Source organism: Klebsiella sp. HN106 (assembly GCF_051209435.1).
GTDB classification, from domain to species: domain Bacteria; phylum Pseudomonadota; class Gammaproteobacteria; order Enterobacterales; family Enterobacteriaceae; genus Klebsiella; species Klebsiella oxytoca.
Window position 1 is genome coordinate 232,347 of record NZ_JBLURD010000005.1, and the last position, 24,463, is coordinate 256,809.

Below are 24,463 nucleotides of genomic sequence, written 5' to 3' on the forward strand. Positions count from 1 at the left end.
ATTTACATCAGCCTGATTAATATTTTCTTTTGCTAAGTATTAATTTGTTTTTTATAGATAATTTTTTATCTGACATGAATGGTGACAACGTTAATAGAGGTCTACTGGTGATCTACAAATCTATCGCCGACAGATTACGTTTACGGCTTAATTCTTCCGATTTCGATATTGGCAGCCCGCTACCGAGCGAAAAAAAGCTGACGGAAGAGTTCGGCGTTGCGCGCATGACCATCCGCAAAGCCATCGATCTGCTGGTCAGCTGGGGACTGGTGGTGCGTCGGCACGGCTCCGGTACCTATGTCGCCCGCAAAGACCTGCATCATGAAACCAGCAATCTAACCGGACTGGCCGAAGTGCTGCGCAAGCACGGCAAAGAGGTGGTCAGCCGGGTATTGGTTTTTGAGGTGATGCCCGCGCCCCCGGCTATCGCCAGCCTGCTGCGGATACAAATTGATGAACGGATCTACTTCTCGCGCCGGGTACGCTATGTCGATGGCAAGCCGCTAATGCTGGAGGACAGCTATATGCCGGTAAAGTTGTTTCGCAATCTGTCGCTGGTGCACCTGGAGGGATCGAAGTTCGATTACATTGAGAAGGAGTGCGGAATAACCATTAGCGGTAACTATGAAACGCTGTCGCCAGTGCTGGCGGACAGGCAGCTGGCGCAGTCGATGAACGTGCCGGAACAGACGCCGCTGCTGCGTATAACCTCCCTTTCCTACAGCGACAGCGGCGAATTTCTTAACTACTCGGTGATGTTCCGTAACGCCAGCGAATATCAGGTGGACTACCATCTGCGGCGCGTCCGGACGGAGCACCCGTTACCCTATCCCCCAGAACAGCACCGCCAGTAGCTGCGGGGTAATAATACGTAAGAACATAACCAGCGGATAAACGGTCGCGTAGGAGAGCGCCGCCGCGCCGCTGGTGGCATGCAGGTTATTGGCAAACGCCAGCGCCGGAGGGTCGGTCATTGAGCCGGCCAGCATCCCGCACAGGGTCAGGTAGTTCATCTTCGCCAGGATGCGCGCCAGAATACCCACCGTCAGCAGCGGTATCGCGGTGATAAAGATGCCGTAGACAATCCAGCTCATCCCGTCGCCTTCAATCAGCGTCGCGACAAAATCGCCGCCGGATTTCAGGCCAACCACCGCGAGGAACAGCACGATGCCCAGTTCGCGCAGCGCAAGGTTGGCGCTGGGCGGCATAAACCAGTACAGCTTACCGATGCTGCCGATACGTCCGAGGATCAGGGCCATAATCAGCGGCCCGCCTGCCAGACCCAGCTTCAGCGCCGCCGGGAATCCCGGAATAAACAGCGGAATGGAGCCCAGCAGCACGCCCAGGCCGATGCCGATAAATACCGGCAGCATCTGCACCTGCTGCAGTTTTTGCTGGGCGTTGCCCAGCTCGGCGGCTACCGCATCAATCGCCTCCGGGCGGCCGACGAGGTTAAGAATATCGCCGAACTGCAGGCTGGCATGGCTGCTGGCGACCAGTTCAACCCCGGCGCGATTGAGCCGCGAGATCACCACATCATAGCGCTGCTTAAAGTGCAGATCGCGAATGCGTTTACCCAATACTTTTTCGTTGGTCACCACCACGCGCTCGACTTTCAGATCGGTACCGCGAGTGGAGAGCGAAGTGGAAACTTCCTTGCCAATCACCAGCTGAGCGTTGTGCAAATCCTCCGGTCGCCCGACCAGGTGCAGCAGGTCCCCAAGCTGAATCAGGGTATTCGGCGCGGGCACCATCAGCATCTCCTCGCGCTTGAGACGCGAGCAGATCAGCTTGTCGCTGTTAAGCATCGGCACATCCTGAATCGCCATATTGTTCAGGTTGGGGTTTTCAACCCGCACGTTGATGGTCTGGAGATGCGCATGGCCATTGCCGCTGTTTTCATCAAATTGCTGAGCCTCTTTCTCAACGTTGATGCGGAAGAACAGCCGGACCAGCCACATGGTCAGCAAAATGCCGCAAATACCGAATGGATAGGCCATGGCGTAGCTCATACCCATCTGATCGACGGTATCAAGCGGCACGCCAAGGTCGCGCAGGATCTGCTGCCCGGCCCCCAGCGCAGGCGTGTTGGTTACCGCACCGGAAAAGATCCCGAGCACCACGGGGAGAGGGATATCAAACAGTTTATGCAGGACCGCGGTAACCAGACCGCCGAGAATCACAATCAGAATGGCGAACAGGTTAAGCCGCAGGCCAGAGACGCGCAGCGAAGCGAAGAAGCCCGGCCCCACCTGGATCCCGATGGTGTACACGAAGAGGATCAGGCCGAATTCCTGAATAAAGTGCAGCATGGGGCTACTGAGCGTAATGCCCGCCTGGTCTACAAAGTGGCCGACGATAATACCGCCAAACAGCACGCCTCCGATACCGAAGCCGACACCGCGCACTTTTACATTGCCGATCCACAATCCGACTACCGCCACCAGCGCCAATACGCTAACGGTCAATGCTATATCACTCATCGTCTCTTCCCTGTGTATAACATTACGCACAATGAGGATTATGACCGGTAGTCACCAGGCTGTATGCCGCCTGGCGCACAATAATCACGGGATCAGCCAACGACCACTTTGTTGAACGCAACAAGAAAGGACAAAGTAATGTGTATCACGCACAAAAAAGCCCCGAAAATCGGGGCCTGATAAGTGATTCGCTTAATTAGCTCTGTAACGCAGGGCGCTCGCTGATGGCGATGCGCTGCGGGGCGATCTGTTCCGGCTCGTTGCGGGTCAAATCGATATGCAGCAGGCCGTTGGTAAAGGTTGCCCCGGAGACTTCCATATTTTCGGCGAGCGTGAAGCTCAGGCTAAATGCCTGGTTAACCAGCCCCTGGTGCAGCCATTTGGTCTCTTTTTCCGGCTGCTGCGGCGCGCCTTTTACCGTCAGGCGCGTGCCTTCAAGCTGGATATCCAAATCTTCCTGACGGAAACCGGCCAGCGCAAGGGTAATGCGATAGTGGTTATCGTCACTTTTTTCAATGTTATAAGGCGGGAAGCTCTGGCTTTCACCGGCGGTTTGCAGCGCGTTGGCCAGTTTGTCAAAACCGATCCATTGACGCAGAAGCGGGGATAAATCGTAGTTACGCATAGTCTTTCTCCTTCTAAGAAGCGAGTGGATGTTTGCAAATCCTGCGGATTCGCCTTTGCCCCCTGACGGCGGGCACTGTTTTCAGCAATACCGGGCCGCCTTCGCGGCCCATCAAATTAGTTGATTTCGATACGGCGCGGTTTATTCGCTTCAGGAATAACGCGCTCAAGGTCGATATACAGCAGACCGTTTACCAGGTTAGCGCCGCGAATATGAATATTTTCTGCGAGCTGGAATTTACGCTCAAAGTTGCGCTCAGCGATGCCCTGATACAGGTAGGTACGCTCTTTCTGCTCGCCGGCGTGGGCGCCTTTTACAATAAGCAGATTATCCTGGGCGGTAATTTCCAGTTCGCTCTCGGCAAAACCGGCAACGGCAATCGCGATGCGGTAGTTGTTCTCGTCTACTAACTCAACGTTGTACGGAGGGTAGCCGCCATTGCTCTGGCTTTGATTATTTTCTAACAGATTGAAAAGGCGGTCGAAACCAATAGCAGAACGATACAGCGGGGAGAGATCGAAATTACGCATAATACATAGCTCCTGAAATCAGCGAGAATTATCTGACCTTCCATCATGGACAGGCCGTTATTACCCGGAATACCCATTCGGCGTATTCTCAGGGAGACACATTCCTAAAATGGGTATATCCATGGTCTTTTCAAGGGGAAAAAGGCAAAATTTTTTGCAGTTTGCAGTCTATTGCTTAGACTGGAGTGACAGCACAAAAGGCAAAGTGCGACGCCTGCCACAGTGCGGCGCAATGGCACTATGCATCCATGGAATGGCCCGATATAACCGATAGGTACGCCGTTCTTCAGACTGCTTCCCTGCTGGCCGCATTCTGAATGAGGTTGTATTTCGAAGGTTCTATCAACGCCCGTAACGATGACGGAAGAATAATGAAAAACGGTCTTTTAAAGCTGGTCCTGTTCGGCGGGATAATAAGTTTGGGCGGTTGCTCCAGCGTGATGTCACATACTGGCGGCAAGGAAGGAACCTATCCTGGAACGCGCGCCAGCGCGCAGATGCTCGGGGATAGCGACGCAAACTGGGGCACGAAATCGCTGGTGGCGTTGGATATGCCGCTCACGGCGGTCATGGACACGCTGCTGCTGCCGTGGGATATGTTCCGTACCGACAGTTCGGTGAAATCGCGCGTGGAAAAGAGCGAGGAAGAGACGCTGGCGACCAATTCCGTGATCCCGCCAGCGCGGATGCCAACCCCCTGATTTAGCGCGCCGTTTCGGTTACCCAGAGCTGGCGGTAACCGTCCACCTCCTCCATCCAGGCAAGCTGTTTGCCGTCTGGCGAAAAGACGATCGCATCGGCCGATGGCGGATGGGCATGCTCATCGGTCAAAAAGTCGATTTCCCCGTTATGCGCGTCACAGATCGCGATGCGGTTTTCCAGCACAAAGCCCAGCCATTTTCCTGAGGGATGCCAGTTAAACGCCGACTGGATATCGGAGCGGTTGTGGGTCAACTGCCGCAGCCCGTCCCCCCGCGTCGAAATGAGCCACATTTGCACCACGCCAGCCTCATCGCGCATCAGAAAAGCGATATCCGTTGCCGACGGATTGGCGCGTACCCAATGGCGGGGCGTAGCCACCAGCCCTGGATAACGGCGTTGGTGGGTAAACGTTAAGCGACGCTGAACAACGCCGGCAGGAGGCGCCGGCATCGTGGTTTGCGTTCCTGCCAGCGGCGCATCGCCCGCTTGCTTCCAGCCCCGTTCGCTCTCCGGCAGTTCGACAATAAACAGCTCCGGCACTTTGTCGCCATTTATCGCCAGCGTATCGCCAATAAACGCCAGCGCCCCGTTGCCTACCCATCCCTCTTCATAGGCGCGATTAATCTCGTCGCTGCCCGGCGCCGGGGTTGGCGTTGTACGGCTGACCAGCACGCTCCAGTGGCTGCCGCCGTATTCACGTGGATGATCGCCACGCGGTACTACCGGGCCATAGGGAACCGCCACGCCAACGTTGCGCAAATCCAGCGCCGGATCGCGTTCATGCAGCACGTGATCGTTATAGGTAAAGCTGACAAATTCACCGTTCGGACTGAAAACATGCACATGACTGCCGCCGCGCAGCGCGCCGGGAGTATAGGGAGCGGTAATATCCATCGCATCCAGGTTGTGGGTTTCTCCCTGGTACGTCACCACGCCGCGACGATGGTGGAAATCGTAATGCCAGCCCTCGTCAGGGTTTTCCGGGCCGTGGATGAAGACATATTTATCTACCGATGGATGAACGGTCACCACGCCAACGTATGCGCCTTGCCCGGCACGGTAGAGGATCTCAACGTCTCCCGTATCGACATTCACCCGCTCGATGGTTTCGCCGGTAAAGGAAGCGCCAGAAGGGCGAACGTCAAAGACCAGCCAGCGGCTGTCTGCCGTCCAGGTGCGAGTGTTGGTCAGCTGATGATGACGGGGAGCAAAGGTGACTTGTTTCATAAACATACCCTGATGCAAGACTTTCGCATCAGGGTATCGTATCGGAAAGAATTAGCCTACGCGTTTGACATCCCCCACCAGCAGGATGTAAGAAAGCGCGCCAATCAGCGCAATAACGGAAATATAAACCAGCGCAGGCGCAAAACCATAGTCCTGGGCCAGATAACCCACCACCAGCGGAACGGTGATACCGCCCAGCCCGCCGACGAAATTAAACATACCGCCGGTCAGCCCGATAAGCCGCATCGGCGCAAGCGACGATACCAGCGACCAGGTAATGGAAGCGAAGCCGTTGCCGAAGAAGGCCAGCGCCATCAGGATCATAATCCACACCGGATCGTTGGTGTAGTTCGCCCCCATAATGCAGGTCGAGATCAGCAGCCCGCAGATAATTGGCGTTTTACGCGCGGCGCCTAACGAGAAGCCTTTTCGGACCAGCCTGTCCGCCAGCCAGCCGGAGAGCAGCACGCCAACAAAGGCGGCAAGGAACGGCACCGTTGTCATAAAGCCCGCTTTCAGCGCCGTAATCCCCTTTTCCTGGGTCAGATAGTTAGGGAACCAGGTCAGGAAGAACCACAGCGTGGAGGTTACGGCAAACTGCCCGAGGTAAACGCCGATTAGTTTGCGATGGAATACCAGCTTCCAGTCGGCTTTGGTCAGCGGCTGCCGCGCCTCTTTTTTAACGGGCGCATCGCCGTCCACCAGGCCACCGCCGTCGCGAATATAATCCAGTTCGGCTTTGCTGATACTTTTTGTCAGACGCGGCGGCTGATAAACCTTAAACCAAATTAAAGACCATATTATCCCGATAGCGCCGGTAACGATAAATACCCAGTGCCAGCTCAGCATTTCCTGGATCCAGATTAATAGCGGGGTCAGGAATGCCAGCCCGACAAACTGTCCTGAAGTGTAAAAACCGACGGCTGATGCGCGCTCGTGCTCCGGAAACCAGCTGGTCACCATGCGATTATTAGTGGGAAAAGCCGGGGCTTCAAAGATCCCGGTAATCGCGCGCAGACCAATCAACGACATCAGTCCCGTGGCAAATCCCTGCAGTAGCGTCGCCACTGACCAGCCAAAAATAGCGATAAAGTAGGTTAGTCGCGATCCCACGCGGTCAAGGAACCAACCGCCGGGGATCTGGCAAAGCGTATACAGCCACGCGAAGGCGGAAAATACATATCCCATTTCCGCTTTGGTAATACCAAACTCTTCCTGAATATGCGCCGATGCCACGGCAAGGTTGGCGCGATCAACATAACAAATCACCACGGTAATAAAGATCATAATCAGCGTCAAATAACGACGACGCCCGGGTTTTGCAGCTGTAACTGAAATATCCATCGCAATCTGTCTCCAGATTTTGGGCATAGCGAAGCCGCTCACCATGCCCGGTAATTTACAGAGGGTTTATTTAAATTTTTTATGAATAACTTAACCGTAATGCGCTAAATAATTTGTGCTGGGGAAAGGCGGCAAATTTTCGCATTCCCAGGAGCATACATTAGTATGTGACTGGGATAAGAAAATGCAGCCAACGCATCAGCAGCGCAAAGTATGACGCGCATTTACCATTCCGCGACGCTACCATCCTCATGCCGCCACAACGGATTACGCCAGTCCGGCGCATTTTGACTTAATTCAATTACCCGCGCTTCATCGATCTCTACGCCAAGCCCTGGCTTCATTAATGGTTTAAAGAAGCCGCCTTCCATATTGAAGTCTTCTTTATTTTTTACAAAGTCGAGTAATTCCGCGCCCTTGTTATAGTGAATACCCATACTTTGTTCCTGGAAGACGGCGTTATAGGAGACAAAATCGACGTGCAGACAGGCGGCAAGCGCAATGGGTCCCAGCGGGCAGTGCGGCGCCAACGCCACGTCATAGGCCTCAGCCATTCCAGCGATTTTATAGCACTCGGTAATACCGCCGGCGTGCGACAGGTCGGGTTGCAGAATAGCCAGCCCACCGGCTTCCAGCACGCGTTTAAACTCGAAGCGCGAGAACATGCGTTCGCCCGCCGCAATAGGAATCGAGGTTTGCGCCGCCAGCCGCGGATAGTATTCTGCCTGCTCGGCAAGAACCGGCTCTTCAATAAATAGCGGGCGATATTGCTCCAGCTCTTTGATAAGTACCTTCGCCATCGGCGCGCTCACGCGACCGTGGAAATCGAGACCAAATTCAATTTCATTGCCGAACGCTTCGCGAATTTGCGCCACGGTATTCACCGCAGCGTCCACCGCACGAGAATTATCGATCAGCCCCAGCTCCTCGCAGCCATTTAATTTAAAGGTATCAAAACCAATTCCGCGCAACTTTTTGATACCGTCAATCACTTCTGCCGGCCGATCGCCGCCAACCCAGCTGTAGGCTTTGATTTTGTCACGTACCAGGCCCCCCATCAGCTGCCAGACCGGGGCATTCAGCACTTTGCCTTTAATATCCCACAGGGCCTGGTCGATACCGGCGATGGCGCTCATTAAAATCGGGCCGCCGCGATAAAAGCCCGCGCGGTACATCACCTGCCACAGGTCGTTAATCTGCGCCGGATCCTGGCCTATCAGATAATCGCCGAGCTCATGCACCGCAGCCTCCACGGTGCGCGCGCGCCCTTCAATCACGGGCTCGCCCCAGCCAATCACGCCTTCGTCGGTTTCAATTTTTAAAAACATCCAGCGCGGGGGTAAACGATACGTGGTGAGTTTGGTTATTTTCATTGCACTGCCTCTCGATACGCTTTAACAAATGCTGCCGCCTGCCGTGCGGTACGCTCTACGGATTGCCCGGCGCGATAGAGATCGCTGCCCAGCCCGGCACCGGTACAACCGGCTTTTAGCCACTGCGCCAGGTTCTCCGGCGTCACGCCGCCCACGGCGAAAACGGGCACCTCCGGCGGCAAAACGGCTTTTAGCGCTTTGATGTAGTCAGGGCCAAAAGCCGAGGAAGGGAATACTTTTAAAGCCTGTGCGCCAGCATCCAGCGCGGTAAAAGCTTCCGTCGCCGTCGCGCATCCGGGACAAACGGTCATGCCGAAGCTCACCGCGCGGCGAATCACCTCTGGCTGAATATTGGGCGTAACGATAAGCCTGCAGCCCATTTCGGCAAGCCTGTCCACACGTTCAGGCTTAAGTACGGTGCCCGCGCCTATCAGCGCTCTGTCGCCATAAGCCTCAACAACGGCGGAAATGCTTTTTTCCCACTGCGGAGAATTGAGCGGGATTTCAACGGCGTCGAAGCCAGCATCAATGACGGCGCCGACATGTTCCAGCGCCTCTTCCGGCGTAATGCCGCGCAGAATAGCGATAAGCGGTAGTTTAGTTTGCCACTGCATGGGCGATGCTCCTTATTCCGGTCTGAAATGCGGTGTCGCCTGACACCACGGTCGTCTGACGGCCAATAGCGCCAAGCGCCTGCTGATAGCGGTCTGCCAGCGCCTCTCCGGCAACGAGGGTGACCTGGCGATCGTGGAAATGGGCGCTCATGGTGGCGACTTCCGCGCCAATCAGCAGGCCGGAGAGAAATTCGCTCACCTGTTCGCGCGGCAGTGAGCCCAGCACGTGCGCAGCGCGTACCTCAAAAAGCTGCGGCAGGATGTCTGGCGAATGCAGGCCGCGCTCAAGCCCGGCGTTAAACGCGTCAGGAGCTGAGACCTGCTCCGGTAACCCGGCGCCGACCAGCGAGTGGCGCAGCAGCAGGTGGTGGAGTTCGCCGGTCATCACCGTGCGAAAGTCGCTAATTTGTTGGCGGTCAGCCTGCACCCATTTGCAGTGGGTGCCGGGCATAACGTAGACGGAGGAAGGAGCTATTGCCCGCGCGCCGAGGAGCTGAGTCTCTTCGCCGCGCATCACATTATGGTTATCGTCGCGAGAGACGCTGAGTCCGGGAATAATCCAGACCTGGTCGCTAACAGCGGTTAATTGTTCGCCAATGGCGGAAAAATGGACGGGAACTGGCAGGTAGGGCGCCGCCTTCCAGCCGACATTACTGCCGACCATTCCCGCCATCACTACCGGGGTAGCGCTGTCGCGCCAGCCCGCGGTTATTTCGCTAAACACCGCTGCGGGGGAGTGTCCGTTCAGGCGCGTGACGCCTGCTTCCGATTGCCTGCTCTCCAGACACTGCTCGCCCTGATAAAGCCAGGCGCGCAGGTTTGTCGATCCCCAGTCAATTGCGATGTAGCGAGATGTCATGTGATTTCCTTTAACCTTCGTGTCGAGCTGGCGATCATGGTGAGCGCCGCCTGCTCCGCCGCTTCGCTGTCCTGATGCCGGATGGCGTCAAACAGCGCCTTATGTTCCTGGAGCGTTTTCGGCATGTTGGCCTCATCGCCCATCCAGGTCCTTTCAAATACCGCCCGCTGTAGCGAGCTGATCGCCACGTTGAGCTGTTGCAGTACCGGGTTATGTACCGACTGCAGCACCGCCTCGTGGTAGCGAATATCCGCTTCGTTAAACGCTTCCCTGTCCTGGTTGTTGGCGATCATGTCGTTGAGCGCTTCTTCTATTTGCGCCAGGTCGCTCGATGTTGCGCGCTCTGCCGCCCAGCGGGCTATCGCCGGTTCAACCAGATTACGTACCTCGCTCATCGCGCTAATCAGCCGCGGGTCGTAATCGCTCTCCAGCACCCACTGTAAAACGTCGGTGTCGAGATAATTCCACTGGTTGCGCGAGGCAACGAATGCGCCGCGATAGCGCTTCATTTCAATCAGTCGCCTGGCCATCAATGACCGGAACACTTCGCGAATGATATTGCGCGAGGTAGCAAACTCCTCACACAGCTCGGCTTCCGCGGGCAGCGCAGAGCCGGGAACGTATTTACCGCTGACAATCTGCTTGCCCAGCGTGATGACGATGCGATCGGTTTTATTGAGAGTCATGGAGAGTCCTTGTGCTCTGGATGTACCTCTCTACTTTACCGCGACAGGCGGATTTGACCGCAACTTTGTAGTACTAACGTGATACCACTCGTCATCGCCATGGGCACAATGTAGTACAATACAAACATGTTGTACTACAATTTAGATCACAAAAACGACAATCAGGCATGAAGATTTTCTGGCGGGGTAAACTCAGGGTATAAAAAAACCCGCGATAAACGCGGGTTTTTCAGAAAACGATTTTTAGTTTAAGACATATTTTTCAATAGCATATGCCACACCGTCTTCCAGATTGGATTTGGTGATAAAGTTTGCCGCTTCTTTGACGGCAGGGATCGCGTTGTCCATCGCCACGCCGACGCCTGCATATTCGATCATTGCAATGTCATTTTCCTGATCGCCAATCGCCATCACCTCTTCCGGCTTGATACCCAGCGTATCGGCCAGCGATTTCACGCCGGTGCCTTTAGTGACGCGTTTATCAAGGATTTCCAGGAAGTAGGGCGCGCTTTTCAGCACGGTGTATTTCTCTTTCACTTCAGCCGGGATGCGGGCGATAGCCTGGTCCAGAATGGCCGGTTCATCGATCATCATCACTTTCAACAGCTGGATGTTGGGATCCATATTTTCGGCTTCGCAGAAGACCAGCGGGATTGTCGCCACGTAGGATTCATGCACCGTGTAATAGCTTACATCGCGGTTAGCGGTATACAGGGTATTACGATCCAGCGCGTGGAAGTGGGAGCCGACATCACGGGCCAGCTGTTCCAGATAGCGATAGTCGTCGTAGCCCAGCGCGGTTTGCGCAACGGTACTGCCGTCGCTTGCCTTCTGTACTAAAGCGCCGTTGTAGGTGATGCAGTAATCTCCCGGCTGCTCCATATGCAGTTCTTTCAGGTAGCTGTGCACGCCTGCGTAAGGTCGTCCGGTGGTTAACACCACGTTGACGCCGCGTTCGCGGGCTGCGGCAATCGCGGTTTTCACCGCAGGAGAGATGGTATGGTCAGGCAGCAGCAGCGTGCCGTCCATATCAATTGCGATTAGTTTAATAGCCATGAAATCCCCGGGTAAGATGAGTCCTTACTCATGCTAACGCGATTAAGCCTACAAAAACAGAGCTACATTACGCAGCGGAACACCCTCTTTTAGGCAGAACCCGGGGACCGGGATCTTACTCGCGGGTCAGAACGATTTTACCAAACGCCCCGCGATCGAGATGTTCAAGCGCCTGTTCAAGCTGGTTAAAACGGTAACGGTGTTCAATCACCGGTTTTAACCCGGTCACGTCAACGGCGCGGACGAAATCTTCCAGCGCACGACGGTGCCCGACACCAATACCCTGAATCACCGGGGATTTCAGCAACAGTTCGCCAGCCGGTAGCGAGATTTCACTCCCGGCCAGCACGCCAATGACCGATATGCGACCATGAACCGCAACGGCGCGCAGGGAATGTCGCAGATTCTCCCCGCCAACGGTTTCAATAATATGATCGATGCCGCGATCGGCGGTCAGTTCGTAAATTCCTTCCGTCCAATCACTTTTGAGCCGGTTTATCCCATGATCGGCGCCAAGTTGTTTAGCCCGCGCCAGTTTTTCATCACTTCCTGATGTGACAAAAACCTTTGCCCCCTGTGCTTTTGCAATTTGCAAAGCGAATATCGCCACACCGCCCGTCCCCTGTACCAGCACCGATTGCCCGGCGTGTAAATGACCGCGTTCCACCAGCGCGAACCATGCGGTAAGCCCTGCACAAGGGAGCGTGCTGGCTTCTGCATCATCAAGGGTTTCCGGTGCAGCCACCAGCCAGTTTTCATTCACAACCACGTACTCAGCCAGCATGCCCTGGAAGTACCCGCCGGTGGTTTTATAAGGCAAAGTGCGGGCATCTGACGCTGGTCTACCGTCGATCCACTCCGGGAAAAAGGTGGAGATCACCCGAGCGCCGGGTTTGAAACGCGTGACGCCCTCGCCCGTGCTCTCCACCACGCCCGCCATATCAGACGCCGGCGTAAACGGGAAGGAAAGCGCAATAGGCATGGTGCCTTCAATGACCATCTTATCGCGATAGTTGAGCGCAACGGCATTCACCCGCACGCGGACTTCACCCGGGCCCGGCTGCGGAACAGGCGCCTGAATAAGATTGAGGTTCTCACGCCCGAGGGCGTCCATAGACCAGCGTTGCATTGTCTGCGTCATTTTTCACTCCTGCCATCAAATAAGCTTGAAGTGACAGTTTACCGTTGACCATGGGTAACCAGTGGCGATAAGTTTTCCCTCTATTGGTGACTTAAAAGATACAATCCATGACCGATACGCTGAAGGATATTCCGGTTTTTGTGGCCGCCGTTGAGGCGGGAAGTTTTTCTCAGGCCGCAATTCGTTTGCATTTGTCGCGCTCGGCGGTAGGAAAGAGTATCGCTCGGCTTGAAGAGCGGTTGGGGGTACGTCTGTTTCAACGTACGACCCGCAGCCAAAGCCTGACCGACAACGGCGCCCTTTTTTATGAACGTTGTCAGCGCGCGCTGGAGGAAATTCGTGGAGCAGAGTCGCTGCTGGAAACAGGGAAACAGCAGGTTAGTGGCCGCCTGCGCGTGGCCATGCCGGTGCTGTTTGGTCGCCAGTGCGTGGCCCCACTGCTGATCGAGCTTGCGCAGGAACACCCAGGTCTCGAGCTGGAGATGTCATTCAGCGATCGCGTGGTGGATCTCGTCGAGGAAGGGTTTGATATGGCGGTGCGTAACGGCCCCCTTCAGGACAGCAGCGTTCTGGTCGCCAGAAAGCTGGGAGAACACCGCATGGTGCTGTGCGCCGCGCCGGATTACCTGCTGAAGAAGGGTCTGCCACAAAGCGTTGATGATTTACCCCACCATGCGGCCATTAACTATCTGCAAGCAGGCAGAGTGCTATCCTGGCAGCTGATGGATAAAGAAGGAGTCTCGCACACCTTTACTCCCCGTTCATCGCTCAATATGGATGATTTGCAGGCAATCTGCGACGCTGCGCTGGCCGGCCACGGCATTGCATGGCTGCCCTGCTGGATGGCCAGCAAAGAAATTCATCAGGGAAAACTCGTCCCGCTTTTAAAGCAGGCGCCGGATGTGCGCTTCGACGTTCATGCGGTCTGGCAACAGACGCCGCATCTACCGCTGAGGGTGAGAATTGCCGTCGATATGCTCGCCAGCCGTTTACCGTCCGTGATGTCGCTGGATATGCCTGCGCCCACAAAAAAGCCGCGCTAAATGCGCGGCCTGAGTAGGGCTGTAGACGACGATTAAATATCGATGTTCGCCGCTTTGAGGGCGTTCTCTTCGATAAAGGCGCGACGCGGTTCAACGGCGTCACCCATCAGGGTGGTGAACAGCTGGTCAGCGGCAATCGCATCCTTCACGGTCACGCGCAGCATGCGGCGGCTATCCGGGTCCATAGTGGTTTCCCACAGCTGGTCCGGGTTCATCTCGCCAAGACCTTTATAGCGCTGGATAGAGAGGCCGCGGCGCGACTCTTTCACCAGCCAGTCCAGCGCCTGTTCAAAGCTGGCAACCGGCTGACGGCGCTCGCCGCGCTCAATAAAGGCATCCTCTTCAATCAGACCGCGCAGCGTTTCGCCCAGCGCGCAGATACGGTGGTATTCCGGCCCGGTGACAAACTCATGATCCAGCGGATAATCGGTATCCACGCCGTGGGTACGCACGCGAACGATCGGCTCAAACTGCTGCAGCTCGGCGTTCTCGCGGACATCAAATTTCCACTGGCTGCCGTGCTGCTCTTTCTCATTCAGCTCGCTCACCAGGGCGTTGATCCAGCGCGTCACGGTCTGCTCATTCGCCAGGTCGGCCTCTGCGAGCGTCGGCTGATAGATAAGCTCTTTGAGCAGCGCTTTAGGATAACGACGTTCCATACGCGTAATCATTTTCTGCGTGGCGTTATACTCGGCAACCAGTCTCTCCAGCGGCTCTCCGGCCAGGGCCGGCGCGTTGGCGTTGGTGTGCAGCGTTGCGCCATCCAGCGCGATGGAGATTTGGTACTGATCCATCGCCTCATCGTCTTTAATATACTGTTCTTGCTTGCCTTTCTTCACTTTGTACAGCGGCGGCTGGGCAATATAGACGTGGCCGCGCTCAACGATTTCCGGCATCTGACGGTAGAAGAAGGTCAACAGCAGCGTACGAATGTGCGAGCCGTCGACGTCCGCATCGGTCATGATGATGATGCTGTGGTAGCGCAGTTTGTCCGGGTTGTACTCGTCGCGACCAATGCCGCAGCCCAGCGCGGTAATCAGCGTCGCCACTTCCTGCGAAGCGAGCATTTTGTCAAAGCGCGCTTTCTCAACGTTGAGGATTTTCCCCTTCAGCGGCAGAATCGCCTGGTTCTTACGGTTACGCCCCTGCTTAGCAGAGCCGCCCGCAGAGTCCCCTTCCACTAAGTACAGTTCAGAGTGTGCCGGGTCGCGTTCCTGGCAATCCGCCAGTTTGCCCGGCAGGCCAGCCAGGTCCAGCGCGCCTTTACGGCGGGTCATTTCACGCGCGCGGCGCGCGGCTTCACGCGCACGGGCGGCATCGATGATTTTGCCCACTACGATTTTGGCGTCAGACGGGTTTTCCAGCAGGTACTCGTTCAGCAGTTCGTTCATCTGCTGTTCGACCGCCGATTTCACCTCAGAGGAGACCAGCTTGTCTTTGGTCTGCGAGGAGAATTTCGGATCCGGCACCTTCACGGAAACCACGGCAATCAGGCCTTCACGGGCGTCGTCGCCGGTAGCGCTGACTTTCGCTTTTTTGCTGTAGCCTTCTTTATCCATATAGGCGTTCAGGGTACGCGTCATCGCCGCACGGAAGCCCGCCAGGTGAGTACCGCCGTCGCGCTGCGGGATATTGTTGGTAAAGCAGTAGATATTTTCCTGGAACCCGTCGTTCCACTGCAGCGCAACTTCAACGCCGATACCGTCTTTTTCAGTGGAGAAATAGAAAATATTCGGGTGGATCGGCGTTTTGTTTTTGTTCAGATATTCCACAAAGGCTTTGATACCGCCTTCGTAGTGGAAATGATCTTCTTTGCCGTCGCGCTTGTCGCGCAGGCGAATCGACACCCCGGAGTTCAGGAACGACAGCTCGCGCAGGCGTTTTGCCAGAATCTCGTATTCGAATTCGACAACGTTGGTAAAGGTTTCGTAGCTCGGCCAGAAGCGCACCATGGTACCGGTTTTTTCGGTTTCGCCGGTAACCGCCAGCGGAGCCTGCGGCACGCCGTGGGCATAAACCTGACGGTGAATTTTGTTATCGCGCTGAATAACCAGCTCCAGCTTCTGCGACAGGGCGTTAACAACGGAAACGCCTACGCCGTGCAGACCGCCGGAAACTTTATAGGAGTTATCATCGAATTTACCGCCTGCGTGCAGAACGGTCATGATCACTTCCGCCGCCGACACGCCCTCTTCCGGGTGAATACCGGTTGGAATACCGCGGCCGTCATCCTGTACGGAGACGGAGTTATCGCTGTGGATCGTAACAACGATGTCTTTACAGTAACCTGCGAGCGCTTCGTCGATAGCGTTATCCACAACCTCGAATACCATGTGGTGCAGACCGGTGCCGTCATCCGTGTCGCCGATATACATACCCGGGCGCTTACGCACCGCATCCAGCCCTTTCAGGACTTTGATACTGGAGGAGTCATAAGAATTCGACATCAACGTTTCTCGCTCATTTAATCTTAGGTTAATCCGCTATTTTACCCTTTTCCACGGTAAACATCTTCGAATTTTCGTCCGACATGTCTATAACGTGTTCAGCGCTAATGGCGCTGACGAAAACCTGCGACTGCGTGGCTTTTAAACGGCTGGCCAGCAGCCCGCGCCGCGCGTCGTCGAGTTCCGAGGCAAAATCATCTATCAAGTACAGGCAGCGTCGCCCGCTCTCGCGGGTCAAAAACTCACCTTGCGCCAGCCGCAGGGCGCACATCAGCAGCTTAAGCTGCCCGCGCGACAATGTATCCTCTACCGGCGCGCCGTCGGCACGAATGCGGAAATCCGCTTTGTGCGGACCGTGCGCGGTATAGGTTAACATGCGATCGCGTTCGAAATTTCGTTCCAGCACCTCGGCATAATCCGTTTCTTTCTCCCAGCCGCGCTGGAAAGAAAAGGTGAGGGCGAACTCAGGTAAAAACTGCCGACAGGTATCCGCCATATCTTCGACAATAGCGGCGCTATATTCGGCGCGCCAGCGGCTGATTTGCTCCGCCAGCGGGATCAGCTCCAGATCCCATGGCCGCAGCTGGGCATAGCGACTCACCTGACGCAGCGCGGCGTTGCGCTGCTTCACCAGGCGCTTCAGGTTGCTCCAGGCGGTAAAGAATCCGGCTTCGTTGTGGAAGCATCCCCAATCAAGGAACGCTCTTCTGTATTTGGGGCCGCCGTTGAGTAAAGTAAACCCCTCTGGCGTAATCAGCTGCATCGGCATCAGAAGCGCCAGCTCCGCCACTTTATGGCCGTCAGTGCCGTCGATACGAACCTTGCTGTCGCCCTGCTTATCTTTCGTCAGGCCGATGGCGACTTCTCGCTCTTCGCCCTGCAGGCGACCGTGCAGAACAAATGACTCCTGCTCGTGACGAATCACGCGGCCAATCTGCAAGCTACGAAACGCCCGACCGTGGCCGAGCGTATAGATAGCTTCAAGCACGCTGGTTTTGCCGCTGCCGTTGGCGCCAACCAGGAAGTTAAAGCCGGGGGATAAGGCGAGATCCGCATTTTCAATATTGCGGAAGTCTTTGATTAGAAGTCGGGATAGCGACATATCAGCTCGTCATCATTCAAGGGGCGTAGGTGTCGCAGCCAGTTCGTCTACCGCCAGCGCGCAGAAAGCGGAGCGTACACGAAGTACGTGAGCATTTCGAGCACTGCCGGAAGGCGAAATGGCAAGTAAACCAGCCCCTTTGCAGATTCTACAATCGCATGGGCATGACGACGTAGGCTGCGGATTGCGAAGCCGCATCCTCAATCTGCACGCTCGAAACGGAATCCGTCAGGAGAATACGTACGTTCTCACACTTCAGTGCGTTCAGCACATCCAGTACATAGCTGACGTTAAAACCGATTTCCATTTCCGTACCGGCATAGGTAACGTCCAGAATTTCTTCCGCTTCTTCCTGCTCCGGGTTATTGGCGGTGATTTTCAGCTGATTTTCACTGACATACAGGCGCACGCCGCGGAATTTTTCGTTAGAAAGAATCGCCGCCCGGGCAAAGGCCTGCTTGAGAATATCGCAACCGGCGTCCAGATGCTTGTCCGGGTTCTTCGGCAGTACGCGGCGATAGTCAGGGAAGCGACCATCGACCAGCTTCGAAGTAAAGATAAAGTCGCCAACGTGAGCCCGGATGTTGTTGCTGCCGATCTGTACGCGCAGCGGCGTATCGCCGCCATCAAGCATACGCATCAGCTCAATCACGCCTTTACGCGGCACGATCACCGAATGATTGGGCAGGGACTCTTCCAGCGGCATAGAGCAGACCGCCAGGCGGTGGCCATCGGTCGCTACGGTGCGCAGTTCGCTGCCTTCGGTTTCAAACAGCATACCGTTTAAGTAATAGCGAACGTCCTGGTGAGCCATCGAAAACTGCGTCGCCTCAATCAGGCGCTTCATGGTCGCCTGCGGCAGGGTAAACTCAACTTCGCTCTGCCAGTCGTCAAGGTTAGGGAAATCCGCCGCCGGTAGCGTCGAGAGCGAGAAACGGCTACGCCCGGAACGCACCAGCATACGCTCGCCTTCCAGCTGTACCGCGATCTCCGCGCCTTCAGGCAGGCCGCGGCAGATATCAAAAAATTTACGCGCCGGAACGGTTGTTGCTCCCGCTTCGTGCGGCTGAATCAGCGCAACGCGCGCGACCATTTCCATTTCCAGATCGGTACCGGTCAGCGACAGCGCGCCATCGGTAACCTGAAGGAGCAGGTTGCCAAGAATCGGTAGCGTCGGACGACCACCTAAAGGACCACTCACCTGTTGCAGCGGTTTTAATAAATGTTCACGTTCTACGGTAAATTTCATAGCGTCACGAGGATAATGTTCTGATTAAATTGGAAAAATCTTCTTTGATATCGTGGCTTTCTTCACGCAACTGCTCAATCTTGCGGCAAGCGTGCAGGACGGTGGTATGGTCGCGACCGCCAAACGCATCGCCGATTTCCGGCAGACTATGGTTGGTCAGCTCTTTTGCCAGCGCCATCGCCATCTGGCGTGGGCGCGCCACCGAACGGGAGCGGCGTTTAGACAGCAGGTCCGCTACCTTAATTTTGTAATACTCCGCCACCGTCTTTTGAATATTGTCGATGGTGACCAGTTTTTCCTGTAAAGCCAACAGATCGCGCAGCGCTTCGCGGACGAAGTCGATAGTGATGGCCCGGCCGGTAAAGTTGGCATTGGCGATAACGCGGTTCAGCGCCCCTTCGAGCTCACGTACGTTAGAGCGCAGACGCTTGGCGATAAAGAACGCCACTTCGCCCGGCAGGCGGATGTCGTTTTCATCCGCTTTTTTCATCAGGATCGCCACGCGAGTTTCCAGCTCTGGCGGTTCGATCGCAACCGTCAGACCCCAGCCGAAGCGTGATTTCAGACGATCTTCAACCCCGTTGATCTCCTTCGGATAGCGATCCGAGGTCAGGATGATCTGCTGATTGCCTTCCAGCAGGGCGTTAAAGGTATGGAAAAACTCTTCCTGCGAGCGCTCTTTATTAGCAAAAAACTGGATATCATCGATCAGCAGGGCGTCAACGGAGCGGTAGTAGCGCTTAAATTCTTCAATGGCGTTGTTTTGCAGAGCTTTTACCATGTCCTGCACAAAGCGCTCGGAGTGCATGTAAACCACTTTTGCGTTGGGTTTACGCGCCACAATCCCGTTACCAACCGCGTGTAAAAGGTGAGTTTTACCCAGGCCGGTGCCGCCATAAAGAAACAGCGGGTTATACGCGCCGCCGGGGTTATCCGCTACCTGACGCGCCGCCGCGCGAGCCAGCTGGTTAGATTTACCCTCGACGAAGTTATCAAACGTATGTTTCACATTGACGTTGGAGCGATAGGTCGGTTCTGCCGGCGCCGGCACGTTATCCCAGCCTGGACGCACGATAGTCGGGGCAACGCGCGCCGTCTGAACCTGCTGCGCAGGGGCGACCGCGGCAACGCTTACCGCGCCTCTCTGCATCTGAACGGCAGGCTTCGCGCCGACTTCAAAGCGCAGCTGTGGGGCATCCGCACCGCAAAAATCATTGAGGAGTCCATTGATATTATTGAGGTATTTATCCCTTACCCAATCGAGCACAAAACGGTTTGGCGCATACAGTGCCAGCGTGTTATCGCTCAACTCCGCCTGCAAAGGGCGTATCCACATGCTGAATTCTGTGGCTGGTAACTCATCCTGCAATCGGGCAAGACACTGCTGCCAAAGCGAAAGTGACACGGCGGACTCCACTCGAACAAAAATCGATATATAAAGAGAAACTGAAACAATCGTGATTGTTGGCACACGTCGACAAGACCCTGCATAGCCGAAAAGCCCCTGCACAAAAGGGGTGACGTGCGAACCGCTATCTGCGGTTATTACCCGATGCGGATCTCTGGATCCCGATCGGGACCGGGGATCATAGCCTAAACTGAGAAAGAGATCTTGTATTTCTCAACAGATTCTTCCCGATTTATCCACAGGAAGGATCGAAGCTGGATAAGTGTAATCGATCCTGGCTGGAGTGAAGCACGATTTCAGCCGCATATTGGAAAAATTAATGAGCTACGCGGGTTTTGAGCCTAATCGATCTAACAAAGATCCTTTACGATCCTTGCGCTTTATCCACCAGGTCGTATAATCCCCCACCCGGCGCGTAATGCCCGTTTTCCGCAGCGCGCCATCGCCTGTTTTTTGTGCGGCAAGGTGCGAGAAATAAGGAAAGAGAATTGACTCCGGAGTGTACAATTATTACAATCCGGCCTCTTTAATCACCCACGCTGAGGCGTAGGCCGTTCGAAATTCGTTCGGATTTACGCGAAAGTCAGTGAAATTATTCAAGTTTAGGTAGAAATCGCCATGAAACGCACTTTTCAACCGTCTGTACTGAAGCGCAACCGTTCTCACGGCTTCCGTGCTCGTATGGCTACTAAAAATGGTCGTCAGGTTCTGGCACGTCGTCGTGCTAAAAGCCGCGCTCGTCTGACCGTTTCCAAGTAATAAAGCTAACCCTGAGTGGTTAAGCTCGCATTTCCCAGGGAGTTACGTTTGTTAACTCCCAGTCATTTCACTTTCGTCTTCCAGCAGCCATTACGGGCTGGCACGCCGCAAATCACCATCCTCGGCCGCCAAAATTCGCTGGGGCATCCCCGCATCGGTCTTACCGTCGCCAAAAAAAACGTTAAGCGTGCGCATGAACGCAATCGGATCAAACGTCTGACGCGTGAAAGCTTCCGTTTACGTCAACATGAACTCCCGCCAATGGATTTCGTGGTGGTGGCGAAGAAAGGGGTTGCCGACCTCGATAACCGTGCTCTCTCGGAAGCGTTGGAAAAATTATGGCGCCGCCACTGTCGCCTGGCTCGCGGGTCCTGATAGGCCTGATTCGGGTCTATCAGCGCCTGATTAGTCCGCTACTCGGGCCGCACTGCCGTTTCACGCCAACCTGTTCTCAATACGGAATTGAGGCATTGCGCAGGTTTGGATTGATAAAAGGCAGTTGGTTGACGGTGAAACGCGTATTAAAATGCCACCCTTTACACCCTGGTGGTGACGATCCCGTCCCGCCTGGACCATTTGATACCAGAGAACACTAACGATGGATTCGCAACGCAATCTTCTTATCATCGCTTTGTTGTTCGTGTCTTTCATGATCTGGCAAGCCTGGGAGCAGGATAACAATCCTCAGCCTCAGCAGCAGACCACGCAGACAACGACCACAGCAACGGGTAGCGCCGCCGACCAGGGCGTACCGGCCAGTGGCCAGGGGAAACTGATTACGGTAAAAACCGATGTGCTTGACCTGACCATCAACACCCGCGGTGGTGATGTTGAGCAGGCGCTGCTTCTGGATTATCCGAAAGAGCTGAAGTCAACTGAGCCATTCCAGCTTCTGGAAACTTCGCCGCAGTTTACCTATCAGGCGCAGAGCGGTTTAACCGGTCGTGATGGCCCGGACAATCCGGCAAACGGACCGCGTCCGTTGTATAACGTCGATAAAGATGCGTTTGTGCTGGCTGATGGCCAGAACGAAATCGTCATTCCGCTCACGTACACCGATAAAGCAGGCAACGTATTCACCAAAACCTTCACCCTGAAGCGCGGTGAATATGCGGTGAACGTCGGCTATAGCGTAGAGAACGCCAGCGAAAAACCGCTGGAAATCTCAACCTTTGGCCAGCTGAAGCAAACCGCCAACCTGCCGACGCATCGCGACACCCAGACCGGTGGCCTGACTACCATGCACACCTTCCGTGGCGCGGCGTACTCAACGTCTGAAACGAAGTACGAAAAATATAAATTCGATACTATCGTTGATAACGAAAACCTGAACGTCAGCACCAAAAACGGTTGGATTGCCATGCTGCAGCAGTACTTTACTACCGCATGGGTTCCGCAGAACAACGGCACTAACAACTTCTATACCGCGAACCTTGGCAACGGTCTTGTGGCTATCGGCTACAAATCTCAGCCGGTTCTGGTCCAGCCGGGTCAAACCGACAAGCTGGAAAGCACCCTGTGGGTCGGCCCGGCCATTCAGGACAAAATGGCCGCCGTTGCGCCGCATCTTGACCTGACCGTCGACTATGGCTGGCTGTGGTTTATCTCTCAGCCGCTGTTCAAGCTGCTGAAATGGATCCACAGCTATCTGGGCAACTGGGGCTTCTCCATCATCGTCATTACCTTTATCGTTCGTGGCATCATGTACCCGCTGACCAAAGCGCAGTACACCTCCATGGCGAAGATGCGTATGCTGCAGCCGAAGATTCAGGCAATGCGCGAGCGTCTGGGCGACGACAAGCAGCGTCAGAGCCAGGAGATGATGGCCCTGTATAAAGCGGAGAAGGTTAACCCACTGGGTGGCTGCTTCCCGCTGATTATCCAGATGCCAATCTTCCTTGCGCTGTACTACATGCTGAGCGCTTCGGTTGAACTGCGTCATGCGCCGTTTATCCTGTGGATCCACGACCTGTCTGCGCAAGACCCGTACTACATCCTGCCGATCATCATGGGCGCGACGATGTTCTTCATTCAGAAGATGTCTCCGACTACCGTGACCGACCCGATGCAGCAGAAGATCATGACCTTTATGCCGGTCATCTTTACGGTGTTCTTCCTGTGGTTCCCGTCTGGTCTGGTGGTTTACTATATCGTCAGCAACCTGGTCACCATTATTCAGCAGCAGCTGATTTACCGTGGTCTGGAGAAGCGTGGTCTGCATAGCCGCGAGAAGAAAAAATCCTGATACTCTTGAATTATTTTGAGTATTTACGGTAACGTTAATGCCAGAGAAGGCGGTCAATAGACCGCCTTTTTTACATCTACATAGAGAGTCACCATGAGCCATAACGACACTATCGTCGCCCAGGCAACCCCACCGGGACGCGGTGGTGTGGGCATCCTGCGCATCTCTGGCCTGAAGGCGCGCGACGTTGCGCAGGCGGTGCTGGGCAAGCTGCCGAAACCGCGCTATGCCGACTACCTGCCGTTTAAAGACAGCGACGGCAGCGCGCTGGATCAGGGTATTGCCCTGTGGTTCCCCGGCCCGAACTCCTTTACTGGTGAAGACGTGCTGGAGCTTCAGGGCCATGGCGGCCCTGTTATTCTCGACCTGCTTCTGAAACGTATTCTGACGCTTCCGGGTGTGCGCATCGCCAGGCCCGGCGAGTTCTCCGAGCGCGCGTTTTTGAACGATAAGCTCGATTTAGCCCAGGCCGAAGCGATTGCTGACCTGATCGACGCCAGCTCCGAGCAGGCGGCTCGTTCAGCGCTGAATTCGCTGCAGGGCGCATTCTCTACTCGCGTCAACCATCTGGTGGAAGCGCTGACTCACCTGCGCATCTACGTCGAAGCAGCCATTGATTTTCCGGACGAAGAGATCGACTTCCTCTCCGATGGTAAAATTGAAGCCCAGCTTAACGCGGTTATCGCCGATCTCGACGCCGTGCGCGCCGAGGCGCGCCAGGGCAGCCTGCTGCGCGAAGGGATGAAAGTGGTCATTGCCGGGCGGCCGAACGCCGGGAAATCAAGCCTGCTGAACGCGCTGGCGGGCCGGGAAGCGGCTATCGTCACCGATATTGCCGGAACCACCCGCGACGTTCTGCGCGAGCATATCCACATTGACGGTATGCCGCTGCACATCATTGATACCGCCGGCCTGCGCGATGCGAACGACGAGGTCGAGCGCATCGGCATCGAGCGTGCCTGGCAGGAGATTGAACAAGCCGACCGCGTACTGTTCATGGTCGACGGCACCACCACCGGTGCGACCGATCCGGCGGATATCTGGCCAGATTTTATCGCCCGTCTGCCGAAAAATTTGCCGATTACCGTGGTGCGCAACAAAGCGGATATTACCGGCGAAACGCTGGGGTTGAGCGAAGTAAATGACCACTCACTTGTCCGCCTTTCGGCGCGTACCGGCGAGGGCGTAGACGTGCTGCGCAATCATCTCAAGCAGAGCATGGGTTTTGAGACCAATATGGAAGGCGGCTTTCTGGCGCGCCGTCGCCACCTGCAGGCGCTGTCCGATGCCGCAGAGCATCTGCAGCAGGGTAAAGCGCAGCTGCTGGGCGCCTGGGCTGGCGAGCTGCTGGCGGAAGAGCTGCGCCTGGCCCAGCAGAACCTGAGCGAAATCACCGGTGAGTTTACCTCCGACGACCTGCTGGGGCGCATTTTCTCCAGTTTCTGTATTGGTAAGTAATCTCAGTTTGTGAGCATTGACTAACCCGCCTTAACGTCCTGTTAAAGCGGGTTTATTATTTTCCCTTTACGTCTTCACGGCATAGCGCTTTCTCTATTACCCTGATCGATAC

24 protein-coding genes and 1 other annotated feature are annotated in these 24,463 nt (G+C 55.4%); of the genes, 9 read left to right on the forward strand and 15 right to left on the reverse strand.

The genetic code is table 11. The features are described from left to right. Positions 1 to 107: 107 nt before the first annotated feature. Positions 108 to 854, forward strand: a complete 747-nt coding sequence (locus ACSIPU_RS15345) for a GntR family transcriptional regulator (protein ID WP_196557628.1) — start codon at positions 108 to 110, stop codon at positions 852 to 854. Here the strand turns inward: ACSIPU_RS15345 and ACSIPU_RS15350 are convergent. From ACSIPU_RS15350 to ibpA, 3 genes are all read right to left on the reverse strand, one after another. Further along, complete coding sequence (locus ACSIPU_RS15350; protein WP_004107165.1) at positions 822 to 2,483, reverse strand: putative transporter; 1,662 nt, start codon at positions 2,481 to 2,483, stop codon at positions 822 to 824. The two genes, ACSIPU_RS15345 and ACSIPU_RS15350, sit on opposite strands and share 33 nt — an antisense overlap. A 196-nt stretch (positions 2,484 to 2,679) precedes the next feature. Beyond that, a complete protein-coding gene (gene ibpB / locus ACSIPU_RS15355) occupies positions 2,680 to 3,108 on the reverse strand; it encodes a small heat shock chaperone IbpB (protein WP_004107167.1) in 429 nt (142 codons plus the stop codon). A gap of 116 nt (positions 3,109 to 3,224) precedes the next feature. Further along, on the reverse strand, positions 3,225 to 3,638 hold the full coding sequence (ibpA, locus tag ACSIPU_RS15360; protein ID WP_004107169.1) for a small heat shock chaperone IbpA: 414 nt from the start codon (positions 3,636 to 3,638) through the stop codon (positions 3,225 to 3,227). Continuing rightward, positions 3,632 to 3,706: a sequence feature (ROSE (Repression Of Heat Shock gene Expression) occurs in the 5'-region of heat shock genes and acts as an RNA thermometer to modulate expression.), on the reverse strand. Its footprint overlaps the gene before it by 7 nt. Before the next feature lie 303 nt (positions 3,707 to 4,009). Between ibpA and ACSIPU_RS15365 the strand changes: the two genes are divergently transcribed. Continuing rightward, on the forward strand, positions 4,010 to 4,339 hold the full coding sequence (locus ACSIPU_RS15365; RefSeq protein WP_004116656.1) for a YceK/YidQ family lipoprotein: 330 nt from the start codon (positions 4,010 to 4,012) through the stop codon (positions 4,337 to 4,339). Between the two features lies 1 nt (position 4,340). Here the strand turns inward: ACSIPU_RS15365 and ACSIPU_RS15370 are convergent, their stop codons facing one another. From ACSIPU_RS15370 to ACSIPU_RS15405, 8 genes are all read right to left on the reverse strand, one after another. Beyond that, a complete protein-coding gene (locus ACSIPU_RS15370; RefSeq protein WP_049593724.1) occupies positions 4,341 to 5,567 on the reverse strand; it encodes a DUF3748 domain-containing protein in 1,227 nt (408 codons plus the stop codon). Between the two features lie 51 nt (positions 5,568 to 5,618). Continuing rightward, positions 5,619 to 6,956, reverse strand: a complete 1,338-nt coding sequence (locus ACSIPU_RS15375) for an MFS transporter (RefSeq protein WP_071845034.1) — start codon at positions 6,954 to 6,956, stop codon at positions 5,619 to 5,621. A gap of 179 nt (positions 6,957 to 7,135) precedes the next feature. Further along, positions 7,136 to 8,284: a galactonate dehydratase gene (gene dgoD / locus ACSIPU_RS15380; RefSeq protein ID WP_004107175.1), complete on the reverse strand. Its 1,149-nt coding sequence runs from the start codon at positions 8,282 to 8,284 to the stop codon at positions 7,136 to 7,138. Further along, entirely contained in the window at positions 8,281 to 8,898 is a 618-nt protein-coding gene (locus ACSIPU_RS15385; protein WP_004107180.1) for a 2-dehydro-3-deoxy-6-phosphogalactonate aldolase, read from the reverse strand. The genes dgoD and ACSIPU_RS15385 overlap by 4 nt, the downstream gene beginning before the upstream one ends. After that, the gene (locus ACSIPU_RS15390; RefSeq protein ID WP_004107182.1) at positions 8,882 to 9,757 is read right to left on the reverse strand and encodes a 2-dehydro-3-deoxygalactonokinase; all 876 of its coding nucleotides are present in this window, start codon (positions 9,755 to 9,757) and stop codon (positions 8,882 to 8,884) included. Before ACSIPU_RS15390 ends, ACSIPU_RS15385 begins: the two co-directional genes overlap by 17 nt. After that, positions 9,754 to 10,443, reverse strand: coding sequence for a D-galactonate utilization transcriptional regulator DgoR (gene dgoR / locus ACSIPU_RS15395; RefSeq protein ID WP_004107184.1), 690 nt, complete (start codon positions 10,441 to 10,443; stop codon positions 9,754 to 9,756). Before dgoR ends, ACSIPU_RS15390 begins: the two co-directional genes overlap by 4 nt. A gap of 243 nt (positions 10,444 to 10,686) precedes the next feature. Then, a complete protein-coding gene (gene yidA / locus ACSIPU_RS15400; RefSeq protein WP_004107186.1) occupies positions 10,687 to 11,499 on the reverse strand; it encodes a sugar-phosphatase in 813 nt (270 codons plus the stop codon). A 115-nt stretch (positions 11,500 to 11,614) separates the two neighbouring features. Then, positions 11,615 to 12,640: a zinc-dependent alcohol dehydrogenase family protein gene (locus ACSIPU_RS15405; protein ID WP_004107189.1), complete on the reverse strand. Its 1,026-nt coding sequence runs from the start codon at positions 12,638 to 12,640 to the stop codon at positions 11,615 to 11,617. A gap of 107 nt (positions 12,641 to 12,747) precedes the next feature. Here ACSIPU_RS15405 and ACSIPU_RS15410 point away from each other — a divergent pair, with 107 nt between their 5' ends. Continuing rightward, a complete protein-coding gene (locus ACSIPU_RS15410) occupies positions 12,748 to 13,683 on the forward strand; it encodes a LysR family transcriptional regulator (protein ID WP_017145196.1) in 936 nt (311 codons plus the stop codon). A 32-nt stretch (positions 13,684 to 13,715) separates the two neighbouring features. Here the strand turns inward: ACSIPU_RS15410 and gyrB are convergent, their stop codons facing one another. From gyrB to dnaA, 4 genes are all read right to left on the reverse strand, one after another. Further along, positions 13,716 to 16,130 (reverse strand): DNA topoisomerase (ATP-hydrolyzing) subunit B, encoded by a 2,415-nt coding sequence (gyrB, locus tag ACSIPU_RS15415; RefSeq protein WP_004107195.1) that lies wholly within the window; start codon positions 16,128 to 16,130, stop codon positions 13,716 to 13,718. A 28-nt stretch (positions 16,131 to 16,158) separates the two neighbouring features. Further along, a complete protein-coding gene (gene recF, locus ACSIPU_RS15420) occupies positions 16,159 to 17,232 on the reverse strand; it encodes a DNA replication/repair protein RecF (RefSeq protein ID WP_004107198.1) in 1,074 nt (357 codons plus the stop codon). A 148-nt stretch (positions 17,233 to 17,380) separates the two neighbouring features. Further along, a complete protein-coding gene (gene dnaN, locus ACSIPU_RS15425) occupies positions 17,381 to 18,481 on the reverse strand; it encodes a DNA polymerase III subunit beta (RefSeq protein ID WP_004107206.1) in 1,101 nt (366 codons plus the stop codon). Between the two features lie 4 nt (positions 18,482 to 18,485). Then, on the reverse strand, positions 18,486 to 19,886 hold the full coding sequence (gene dnaA, locus ACSIPU_RS15430) for a chromosomal replication initiator protein DnaA (protein WP_004107208.1): 1,401 nt from the start codon (positions 19,884 to 19,886) through the stop codon (positions 18,486 to 18,488). A gap of 322 nt (positions 19,887 to 20,208) precedes the next feature. On the opposite strand from dnaA, the gene ACSIPU_RS15435 reads away from it, so the two are divergent. From ACSIPU_RS15435 to mnmE, 6 genes are all read left to right on the forward strand, one after another. After that, entirely contained in the window at positions 20,209 to 20,289 is an 81-nt protein-coding gene (locus ACSIPU_RS15435; protein WP_418268749.1) for a hypothetical protein, read from the forward strand. A 218-nt stretch (positions 20,290 to 20,507) separates the two neighbouring features. Beyond that, positions 20,508 to 20,648 carry a 50S ribosomal protein L34 gene (rpmH, locus tag ACSIPU_RS15440; RefSeq protein WP_004871828.1) on the forward strand — a complete coding sequence of 47 codons (141 nt, stop codon included), beginning with the start codon at positions 20,508 to 20,510 and terminating at the stop codon, positions 20,646 to 20,648. A gap of 15 nt (positions 20,649 to 20,663) precedes the next feature. Further along, complete coding sequence (gene rnpA / locus ACSIPU_RS15445; RefSeq protein WP_004871829.1) at positions 20,664 to 21,023, forward strand: ribonuclease P protein component; 360 nt, start codon at positions 20,664 to 20,666, stop codon at positions 21,021 to 21,023. Further along, positions 20,987 to 21,244, forward strand: a complete 258-nt coding sequence (yidD, locus tag ACSIPU_RS15450) for a membrane protein insertion efficiency factor YidD (protein ID WP_004871831.1) — start codon at positions 20,987 to 20,989, stop codon at positions 21,242 to 21,244. The genes rnpA and yidD overlap by 37 nt, the downstream gene beginning before the upstream one ends. A 2-nt stretch (positions 21,245 to 21,246) precedes the next feature. Continuing rightward, a complete protein-coding gene (yidC, locus tag ACSIPU_RS15455; RefSeq protein ID WP_196557626.1) occupies positions 21,247 to 22,893 on the forward strand; it encodes a membrane protein insertase YidC in 1,647 nt (548 codons plus the stop codon). A 93-nt stretch (positions 22,894 to 22,986) separates the two neighbouring features. Continuing rightward, positions 22,987 to 24,351: a tRNA uridine-5-carboxymethylaminomethyl(34) synthesis GTPase MnmE gene (gene mnmE / locus ACSIPU_RS15460; RefSeq protein ID WP_004107214.1), complete on the forward strand. Its 1,365-nt coding sequence runs from the start codon at positions 22,987 to 22,989 to the stop codon at positions 24,349 to 24,351. Positions 24,352 to 24,463 lie beyond the last annotated feature (112 nt).